The following is a 10360-nucleotide window of genomic DNA, read 5'->3' on the forward strand; positions in this document are numbered from 1 at the left end:
ATTTGTTATTGACTGTAGGAATAGAACAATGAGCAACCACGTCAGCAACCCGAAGACACTCGAGTGGCAAGCCCTGAGCAATGCCCACCACCTGGCCCCTTTCAGCGACTACAAGCAGCTGAAGGAAAAAGGCCCGCGAATCATCGAAAAGGCCGAAGGGGTCTACGTCTGGGACACTGAAGGCAACAAGATCCTCGACGGCATGGCTGGCCTCTGGTGCGTGGCTGTCGGATATGGTCGCGACGAACTGGTGCAGGCCGCCGCCAAGCAGATGAAAGAGTTGCCGTTCTACAACACCTTCTTCATGACCGCGCACCCACCGGTGCTGGAACTGGCCAAGGCCATCGCCGACCTGGCGCCCGAAGGCATGAACCATGTGTTCTTCACCGGTTCCGGTTCCGAAGGCAACGACACCATGCTGCGCATGGTTCGCCACTACTGGGCGAGCAAGGGCCAGCCACAGAAGAAAGTCATCATCGGCCGCATCAACGGCTACCACGGCTCGACCATGGCCGGTGCCAGTTTGGGCGGCATGCAGGGCATGCACGACCAGGGTGGCCTGATCCCCGATATCGTGCACATCCCGCAGCCCTACTGGTTCGGTGAAGGCGGCGACATGAGCCCCGACGAGTTCGGTATCTGGGCGGCCGATCAGCTGGAGCAGAAAATCCTTGAAGTGGGCGTCGACAAGGTCGCAGCCTTTATCGCCGAGCCGATCCAGGGTGCCGGCGGCGTGATCGTGCCGCCAGAAACCTACTGGCCGCGCATCAAGGAGATCCTGGCCAAGTACGACATCCTGTTCGTGGCCGACGAAGTGATCTGCGGTTTCGGCCGTACCGGCGAGTGGTTCGGTACCGATTTCTACGGTCTGAAGCCGGACATGATGACCATCGCCAAGGGCCTGACCAGCGGCTATATCCCGATGGGTGGCCTGATTGTGCGCGACGAAGTGGTCGCGGTACTCAACGAAGCCGGTGATTTCAACCACGGCTTCACCTACTCCGGGCACCCGGTCGCGGCAGCAGTGGCGCTGGAAAACCTGCGCATCCTGCGTGAAGAAGAAATCATCGACCGCGTACGGGCTGAAACCTCGCCGTACCTGCAGCAACGCCTGCGCGAACTGGCCGATCATCCGCTGGTGGGCGAAGTGCGTGGTGTCGGCATGCTTGGCGCCATCGAACTGGTGCAGAACAAAGAGACCCGCGCGCGTTTCGAGGGCAAGGGCGTCGGCATGATCTGCCGTGGCCACTGCTTCAACAACGGCCTGATCATGCGCGCCGTTGGCGATACAATGATCATCTCGCCGCCGCTGGTGATCAGCAAGGCCGAGATCGACGAGCTGGTGGACAAGGCGCGCAAGTGCCTGGACCTGACCGCCGCCGAGGTGCTCGGTAAAGCCTGATGTTCAGGGACTAACTCAGGTCATGCGCCGTGCCCGGCCGCTCGACAGTCGGCCAGGCACGCTCGCAGTGTTCTGTGATGCAGCAATCATTTGAGGTGAACAATGTCTCAGAAGCTAATTCGAATTTGCATCCTGGAGAATGGCAGGACGCCCGACGACCTGATCGATCAATTCGGCTCTTACCCGATGATGATCGAAAAGTGGCTGTCCCCTTTTCTGCCAGAGGCGACCTTTACCTACCTGTCTCCCGTGTCCGGTGACAGGCTGCCCTCGCCCTCCGAATTCGATGGCTACATCCTGTCCGGCTCCAAATACAGCACTTACGAACGCAGTCCCTGGATGCTCGCCTTGATCGCGTTTCTCCAGCAACTGCGCCAGGAACGCATCCCGGTGTTCGGCATCTGCTTCGGGCACCAGATCATGGCCGATGCCTATGGCGGGCTGAATGCGAAATCCGAGAAAGGCTGGGGAGTCGGTTCGCAGCATTATGAATACGACGCCCAGGCCTTGCCGGCGTCGACTCACGCCTACGTGTTCCACCAGGACCAGGTCCAGAAAGTCCCCCCTGAAGCCACGCGCGTCGGCGGATCGAGCCATTGCGAAAACGGTGTGTTCGCCTACTCGTTCCCGGCCATTTCAGTGCAGTACCACCCGGAGTTCTCGGCGGAGTACACCAGGGTGCTCGCTGAAAAATTCCGTGGCGATCTGCTGCCTGAGCAGGTCTCTGCCAATGCACTGGACTCGGTCAACGATCTGCCGGTGGATGCGACGCCCATCGCCAAATGGGTGGCGGGGTTCTTTCAGAGGCACGTCAACAGCTGATCGCGCATTGATCGGGGCCTGCACAGGCCCCTCTTTATTGGGCAACGCAAACTCGTGTAGCCGCTGCCGCAGGCTGCGCTGGAGTCCCGCAGGGGCTCCTCGGCGATTTCGAGATCCTGCGCCCGCTAACGCGCGCGAGCGCAGCCTGCGGCAGCGGCTACAAAAAACTCTCAACCACGCTTATTGTAGTGCTCCCATGCTTTGCAGAGCGGCACTATGACCGTTGAACGGAATCAACCCCGCCCCGAAACCATCCCCCTGCTCCAGGCCTTCTGGTTCTGGCTCAAACTCGGCCTGATCAGCTTCGGCGGGCCCGCTGGCCAGATCTCGATCATGCACCAGGAGCTGGTCGAACGCCGGCGCTGGATTTCGGAGCGACGATTTCTCCATGCACTCAATTACTGCATGCTGCTGCCCGGGCCCGAAGCCCAGCAGTTGGCGACCTACATCGGTTGGTTGATGCACCGAACCCGGGGAGGCATCATTGCCGGCGGGCTGTTCGTACTGCCGTCCCTGTTTATCCTGATCGGGTTGTCCTGGGTCTACATCGCCTTTGGTGAAGTGCCCGTGGTGGCCGGGTTGTTCTATGGCATCAAGCCTGCCGTCACCGCCATCGTCGTGCATGCCGCTCACCGAATTGGCTCCAGGGCGCTGAAAAACAGCTGGCTGTGGGCAATCGCCGCGGCCTCATTCATAGCGATATTTGCGCTGAATGTCCCCTTCCCCCTGATCGTCCTGGGTGCCGCCTTGCTAGGCTACCTGGGAGGCCGCATCATGCCTTCGAAATTCAGTCTCGGCGGCGGCCACGACGCGGCGAAGAAATCCTTTGGCCCGGCATTGATCGATGACGATACGCCGACACCCGCACACGCCCGTTTCCGCTGGACACGGTTGGCGCAGCTGGTGCTGATCGGTGCCGTGCTCTGGGTCTTGCCCATGGCCCTCCTGACTGCACTCTTTGGCTGGGAAGGCACCTTGACCCAGATGAGCTGGTTTTTCACCAAGGCCGCGTTGCTGACATTCGGTGGGGCTTACGCCGTGCTGCCCTATGTGTATCAGGGTGCGGTTGGCCACTATGGGTGGCTCACGCCAACCCAGATGATCGATGGCCTGGCCCTGGGGGAAACCACGCCCGGGCCGCTGATCATGGTCGTGGCCTTCGTGGGTTTTGTCGGCGCCTATGTGCATCAGGTGTTTGGCGCAGATCAGGTATTTCTCGCCGGCGCCGTCGCGGCCTGCCTGGTGACCTGGTTCACCTTCCTGCCTTCGTTCTTGTTCATCCTGGCCGGTGGGCCGCTGGTGGAGTCGACCCACAATGAACTCAAGTTCACCGCCCCACTCACCGGCATTACAGCCGCCGTCGTCGGCGTGATCCTCAATCTGGCGATGTTCTTCGGTTATCACGTGCTCTGGCCCAAGGGCTTTGCCGGCGATCTGGACTGGCCTTCCTTGCTGATTGCCGTGGCAGCCGCCATTGCCTTGTTTCGTTTCAAACGTGGCGTGATACAAGTACTGCTCGGTTGCGGTGCAATCGGTTTGCTGGTCTATTGGCTGCGTTGACCCGAATAACCTGGCAACGCAACCGAACGACTCATCAAGGGCAATGAGATGGGCACAGTTGCAGGCAACTCGACCCGGGACATTCCACGTACTGTATGGGCGCTGGGATTCGTCAGCCTGTTCATGGACCTGTCGTCGGAGCTGGTACATAGCCTGTTGCCCATCTATCTGGTGAGCACCCTGGGCATCAGTGTGCTCACAGTCGGCATCATCGAGGGTGTGGCTGAGGCCACTGCGCTGATCGTGAAAGTCTTTTCCGGCGCGATCAGCGACTACATCGGCCGAAGAAAGGAGTTACTGCTGCTGGGTTACGGCCTGGCTGCGCTGACCAAGCCGTTGTTTCCCCTTGCAACGTCGGCTGACCTTGTCTTTACCGCCCGTATCCTGGACAGGATCGGCAAAGGGATACGCGGGGCTCCGCGTGATGCACTGGTCGCCGATGTCGCCCCCGCCGCCATCCGCGGCGCCTGTTTTGGGCTACGGCAATCGATGGATACCGTCGGAGCCTTCCTGGGCCCGCTCCTGGCCATCGTGTTGATGCTCTGGTTCGCCAACGATATTGCCCGGGTGCTGTGGTTTGCCGTGATTCCCGCCGTGCTCGCCGTCGGGCTGCTCATCTTCGGCATCAGCGAGCCAAGGCATGAAACCGGTACACAGCGCTTGCGCTCGCCAATCAGGCTGGAGTCGCTGAGTCGGTTTTCCAGGGACTATTGGTGGGTGGTAGCCATCGGCGCGGCGTTTTCCCTTGCACGTTTCAGTGAGGCTTTTCTGGTCTTGCGCGCCCAGCAGTCAGGATTTTCTGCCACCTGGGTGCCGCTGGTGATGGTCGTGATGGCGGGGTTCTACATGCTGTCCGCCTATCCGGCGGGGAAATGGTCGGACAGCGTCAGCCGCACGACGCTACTGGGTTTTGGCCTGGTGCTGTTGATCCTCGCAGATATCGCACTGGCAAATGCCGAATCCATCGGCATGCTGCTATTGGGGGTTGCCTTGTGGGGTCTGCATATGGGGTTCAGCCAGGGCATTCTGGCAACACTGGTCGCGGACACCACACCCGGCGAGCTCAAGGGCACGGCCTTTGGGCTGTTCAATCTGATCAGCGGCATTGCGCTGCTGCTCGCCAGTGTCATCGCTGGCTGGCTCTGGCAGCTGCATGGCGCTGCACTGGTGTTCTACACCGGTGCGGCATTTTCAGCGGCATCCCTGATCCTGCTGCTGGGCAAGGCACGTCTGAGTTGAAAACTCTTTAACACAGCTATCATGATGCAATCCCCAACCCGATGGCGTGCGCCCCATGCAATATCCCGATCTCAATCTTCTGGTTGCCCTCGATGTATTGCTCGAAGAAGGCAGCGTGGTAGGCGCCGCGCAGCGCATGCACCTCAGTGCCCCAGCCATGAGTCGTACCCTGGGCAGGGTGCGCGAGGCCTTCGGCGACCCCATTCTGGTGCGTGCCGGGCGCCGGATGGTGCCCACGCCGCGTGCCCTGGAGCTGCGCGAGCAAGTCCGGGTTCTGGTGGAACAGGCCGGCGGGCTGTTCCGCTCGGGCAGCGAGCAACGCCTGGAAACCCTGGAGCGCCAGTTCACCCTGCGCGTGCATGACGTGCTGGTGGGCGGGTTGGGTATTCGCATGCTCGAAGCGGTTCGCCAGGAGGCGCCCAACTGCACCCTGCGCTTCGCGACGGACAATGTGCTGGACGAAAGCGACTTGCGCGAAGGCAGCATCGACATCTATCTCGGTGCGCCGATCCCGATGGGGCCGGAGATCAAGCGCCAGTCACTGTTTTCGACGCACTACGTGGGACTGGCAAGCAGCGACCACCCGATCTTTGCCCAGGACATCAGCCCGGAAGGATTTGCCGCCTACCCGCAGATCAGTGTGTCGCGGGGCGGTCGCGACCGTGATCCGATCGACGTGGCGCTGGGCAAGCTGGGTCTGTCGCGCAAGGTGATGTTGACCACCCAGTCCTTCAACACGGCAATATTCGCCCTGCCCGGCTCCGATCTGTTGCTCCCGATTCCCCAGCATGCGTTGTACCGGATCAATCGATTCGGCTTGAGCCTGCGTCCTTTCATGATTCCGATCCCTCTGGAAAACCTGATCGTCATCCAGGCCTGGCACCCACGTTTCGACAACGATTTCGGCCACCGCTGGTTGCGCAAGACCGTGCGCCAGGTGTGCGCCGAGCTGAGCGAATCGACCAACTCGTTACTCTGATGAGCATTGCGTTTGACGCATTGATAGGTTGCAAAGGTTTCAGTTTTTAACGGTGCCCGGAACTCGCACACTAGCGCAACCCCCTGCGAGTGTCGCCGCCATGCAACTGATGCACCTCCATTTCCCGCCCTCGGTCCGGCCGGCATGAACCTGCCGACTGCGCTGCCTGCAGCAACGAGCACCGCCCAGACCACAGCTGCCCCCGCCACTTCGGCCTTTGGGCTGCGTATCCTGGTGGGCCTGTGCGGCGTGCTGGTAGCCAGCCTGGCAGCCGGGTTGAACGAGCGAGTAACGGATGTCGGCCTGGTCGATCTACGCGGCGCCATGGGCATCGGATTCGACGATGGCACCTGGCTTACCTCGCTCTATTCGGGTTTCCAGGTCGCGGCCATGGTCTTCGCGCCCTGGTGCGCGGTGACCTTCTCGTTGCGGCGCTTCACCCTGTGGGCCATCGTCGGTTTCACCCTCATCGCCCTCCTTTGCCCCTTCGCCCCGGGGCTCGGCAGCCTTTACGCGCTGCGCGCCATCCAGGGGCTGCTCGGCGGCTGCGTGTCGCCCATGCTGATGACCGTGGCCCTGCGCTTCCTGCCTCCGGGTATCAGGCTCTACGGCCTGGGGGCCTATGCCCTCACCTCCACATTCGCACCCAACCTGGGCATTCCCCTGGCCGCCGTCTGGTTCGAGTACGTCGGTTGGCAGTTCATCTTCTGGCAGGTCATCCCGTTCTGCCTGTTGAGCCTGGTCGCCGTGGCCTGGGGCATACCCCAGGACCCGCTGCGGCTCGAGCGCTTGCGTCAGTTTGACTGGTTCGGCCTGCTGACCGGTTTCCCGGGCATCTGCCTGCTGGTCATCGCCCTGCTGCAGGGCGAGCGGCTGGACTGGCTTGAATCGCCCATGATCCAGACCCTGCTGTTGACCAGCGCAGGCCTGCTGATTGCCTTCCTCCTGAACGAGGCAACTCACCCGCTGCCCTTCCTCAAGCTGGACATGCTCAAGCGACGCAACCTGTGGCACGCCCTGCTCACCCTCTGCGGAGTCGTGCTGATATCCGGCGCCAACCTCGCCATCCCCGCCGAATACCTGGCCCGGGTGCAGGGCTACCGCCCGCTGGAAATGGCGCCACTGGCGCTGATGATCGCCCTGCCGCAATTGCTGGTGATTCCGCTGGTGGCAGCGCTGTGCAACCGTCCCGGGGTGGATAGCCGCTGGATCCTGGCCCTGGGACTGGCGCTCCTGTCGCTGTCCTGCTTTGCGGGCAGCCAGATCACCAGCCAGTGGACGCGGGAAAACTTCTACTGGCTGTTCGCCCTGCAAGCCATCGGCCAACCCCTGGCGGTAGTCCCGATCCTGCTGCAGGCCACCAGCACGGTGGCGCCTGCCGAAGGCCCCTTTGCCTCGGCCATGATCAACAGCCTGCGGGGTTTCGCCTCCGTGCTGAGCGGTGCCTTCCTGGCGGTGCTGGGCAGTCACCGTCAGTCCTTCCACCTCAATCTGTTGATGGACCAGACAGGCAATGCCGGCCAGGCCATACAGCTGACGATGTCGCGCCTGGCCGAATCCCCGGCAGCCACCCTGCAAGACCTTGGCCGGGAAAGCCTGGTCCAGGCCACAGTACTGGTCGCCGCCGACAAATACCGCGTGCTGGCCTGGTTCGTCGTTGCCTTGATCCTGCTACTGCCGCTGGTGCCCAAGCGGGTCTACCCACCACGCTCTGCGCCGCCCGTCCCATCGCAAGTCCCCCAGCATGTACAGTGAGGCTATCGTCATGTCCCGCAAACTCAGCCTGATCATTGCCGTCGGCGTCATCGCGGTCACGCTCTGCCTGCTTGGCCTGGTACGCCTCTGGCCAGACCGCTACCAGAACACCAATGACGCCTACGTGGTTGCCGATTACACCCTGATCGCCCCCAAGGTCTCCGGCTTTATCGCCAAGGTACTGGTGGAAGACAACCAGCCGGTCAATGCAGGTCAACTGCTGGCGCTGATCGACGACCGAGACTACCGCGCCAGACTGGACTCGGCGCAGGCCGATCTGATCGCGGCGCAAGCCAGCCTTGAACACCTGGGCGCCTTGCTCGACCAACAGCAGGCGGTAATCGACCAGTCCGAGGCCAAAGTCAAGGCCGACACCGCCCAGGTCACATTCGCGCAACAGGACCTGAGTCGCTACCAGCGGCTGTCCGATCGTGGGCTCATCAGCCTGCAGACGACCCAGCAAGCCCGCTCGCGTATCGACACTGCCCTGGCCCAACGAGAACAGAACCATGCCGGCGTTGCCGCTTCGGTCAAACAGGTGGCCGTGCTGCAAGCTCAACTCAAGCAAGCCCAGGCCGTGGTCAAACGCCATGAAGCCGAACTCGAGCAGGCTCGCTTGAATCTTTCCTACACCCGCATCACGGCCCCCGCCGACGGACTGGTGGGCAAGCGCGATGTGCGGGTTGGCGCCCTGGTCAGCCCCGGTACCCCGTTGATGGCCGTTGTCCCGCTGGAGCAGGCCTATATCGTTGGCAATTTCCAGGAAACCCAGTTGACCCGCATGCAGCCCGGCCAACCGGTTCAGGTGCAGGTGGACAGCCTGCCCGGCGAAACCCTGCGCGGCCGGATCGAAAGCATCGCGCCGGGGACGGGCTTGAGTTTCTCGCCCCTGGCCCCGATCAACGCCACGGGCAATTTCACCAAGATCGTGCAGCGCATTCCGGTGAAGATCGTGCTGGAACCGGACCAACCGCAAGTCCTGCGTCTGCGCATGGGCATGTCGGTCAACCTGAGCATCGATACGCGGACCTGACCCCTGCCGAGTAAACGCTTGCAGTGTTGCAGCCTCCACGCAGGTGAGCTATCCCTGAACTGAACCCAACGAGGAATACCACTGTGATCAAGGGCGCGCGGTACGCGCACACCAATCTGGTTGCCCATGACTGGCGCAGACTCGCCGCCTTTTATGTCGAGCTGTTCGGCTGCACGGTGGTGCCGCCCGAACGCGACTATCGGGGGGCTGAGCTGGAAGCCGGCACGGGCGTGGCGGGAGCGTCCCTGGCCGGCGTTCACCTGCGCTTGCCGGGCCATGGCGCCGAGGGGCCGACGCTGGAAATATTCACCTACTCCATTCTGGCTAACGGCGATGCGCCTGCCGTGAACCGACCCGGCCTCGGCCATCTGGCGTTTGAGGTGAACTCGGTCTCCCAGGCCCGCAAACAGGTGCTGTCTGCGGGCGGCAAGGCCGTTGGCGAAGTCGTCACGCTGGTGACTGCCGCGGGCTCACGTGTCACCTGGTGCTACGTGACCGATCCTGAAGGCAACATCATCGAGCTGCAATCCTGGCAACCGGCAATGAGCCCGGAGCTACGCGACTCATAAGCCACAGGTGACCTTCGTCCACAAGCGGGTGACCTGGCGCATGACCTTCGGCTGCATCGCCTTCAGGGGGAACAGTTGGATTGGTTCGTACCCCAGGTCATGATTTGACACAGGTCTGTAGAGCGGGCTTGCCCGCGATGGGCTGCGCAGCAGCCCCGGCTATATTAGGCATGACATCGCAGGGGAAGGCTGCGCCTTCCATCGCGGGCAAGCCCGCTCCTATGTATGGACTCGCCTACATTGTCTACCCGCTTTTGAACATGGTTACCCGGTTGCATCTATGTATCAGGCCTATCCGAGGAAGCGTTTCGCTTCTGGCCAACATCGGGGTGAGCTCGCGGTATGCCGATTACATTCAGGCCTCGTGGGCCGGTAGGAGCGCAGGCATCAATCCGCGACGGTCTTACCAAGGGTCAATGTTCAGTAGCAGGGGTTGGAGCGGCTCAGCGCCCCGGTGGCGTAACTCTGTAAATCAGAGGCTCATACCGCCTCCTGATGATGACTGCTCGATTGTCGATGGTAGGTCTGTTCACTCTGCAGCAGTACCCAGATGATGCGCAGATTTCGATTGGCCAGCCTGACCGCCGCCTCCTTGCGCCCAAGGCGGGATAGCCAGCCTAAGAGGCGGCGGTCATCTGGCTGATCGGAATCAACCCTCAATTGCTTGAGCACCGCGTGTGCACCCTGGACCAGCATGCTGCGCAGGTAACCATCTCCCCGCTTGCTCATCCTGCCTAGCCTGACCTTGTTCCCACTGCTGCGCTGATCGGGTACCAAGCCGAAATAGGCGGCAAATTGTCGAGCGTTGGCGAAGCGGGCTGGTTCGGGCTGTTTGGCCAGTAGGGCCGTGGCGATGATCGGACCAACACCGCGTATCGTCATCAAGCGTTGAGCTGTCTTGTCATCCCGAGCAGCCGTTTCCAACCGGGCTGTCAGTACAGCGATGCGTTCGCCCAGATAAAGCCATGCGACGAGCAACTCATCGATCAGTTCTCGCAACA

At 61.8% G+C, this 10360-nt stretch carries 9 protein-coding genes; 8 read left to right on the forward strand and 1 reads right to left on the reverse strand.

Features of this window, described 5'->3' with window-relative positions; translation table 11 throughout:
• The first annotated feature begins 28 nt into the window (after window positions 1–28).
• The 8 genes from F2S13_RS28450 to F2S13_RS28485 all read left to right on the forward strand — a co-directional run bounded on the left by F2S13_RS28450 (window position 29) and on the right by F2S13_RS28485 (window position 9359).
• Entirely contained in the window at window positions 29–1402 is a 1374-nt protein-coding gene (locus tag F2S13_RS28450; RefSeq protein WP_166367211.1) for an aspartate aminotransferase family protein, read from the forward strand.
• Window positions 1403–1504: 102 nt separating this feature from the next.
• Complete coding sequence (locus tag F2S13_RS28455) at window positions 1505–2224, forward strand: type 1 glutamine amidotransferase (RefSeq protein WP_166367212.1); 720 nt, start codon at window positions 1505–1507, stop codon at window positions 2222–2224.
• Between the two features lie 216 nt (window positions 2225–2440).
• Entirely contained in the window at window positions 2441–3784 is a 1344-nt protein-coding gene (gene chrA, locus F2S13_RS28460; RefSeq protein ID WP_166367213.1) for a chromate efflux transporter, read from the forward strand.
• A 48-nt stretch (window positions 3785–3832) separates the two neighbouring features.
• Window positions 3833–5023 carry an MFS transporter gene (locus F2S13_RS28465; RefSeq protein ID WP_166367214.1) on the forward strand — a complete coding sequence of 397 codons (1191 nt, stop codon included), beginning with the start codon at window positions 3833–3835 and terminating at the stop codon, window positions 5021–5023.
• 55 nt (window positions 5024–5078) lie between these two features.
• Complete coding sequence (locus F2S13_RS28470) at window positions 5079–6002, forward strand: LysR family transcriptional regulator (RefSeq protein ID WP_166367215.1); 924 nt, start codon at window positions 5079–5081, stop codon at window positions 6000–6002.
• Window positions 6003–6146: 144 nt separating this feature from the next.
• Window positions 6147–7757, forward strand: coding sequence for an MFS transporter (locus tag F2S13_RS28475; protein WP_166367216.1), 1611 nt, complete (start codon window positions 6147–6149; stop codon window positions 7755–7757).
• Between the two features lie 10 nt (window positions 7758–7767).
• Entirely contained in the window at window positions 7768–8790 is a 1023-nt protein-coding gene (locus F2S13_RS28480; RefSeq protein ID WP_166367217.1) for an HlyD family secretion protein, read from the forward strand.
• An 83-nt stretch (window positions 8791–8873) separates the two neighbouring features.
• On the forward strand, window positions 8874–9359 hold the full coding sequence (locus F2S13_RS28485) for a VOC family protein (protein WP_166367218.1): 486 nt from the start codon (window positions 8874–8876) through the stop codon (window positions 9357–9359).
• A 480-nt stretch (window positions 9360–9839) separates the two neighbouring features.
• Here F2S13_RS28485 and F2S13_RS28490 read toward each other — a convergent pair.
• Window positions 9840–10360, reverse strand: a 521-nt coding sequence (locus tag F2S13_RS28490) for an IS110 family RNA-guided transposase (protein WP_166367219.1), incomplete at its 5' end; no start/stop codon positions are given.

The sequence above is a fragment of the Pseudomonas akapageensis genome (assembly GCF_011355085.1).
Taxonomy (GTDB): Bacteria; Pseudomonadota; Gammaproteobacteria; order Pseudomonadales; family Pseudomonadaceae; genus Aquipseudomonas; species Aquipseudomonas akapageensis.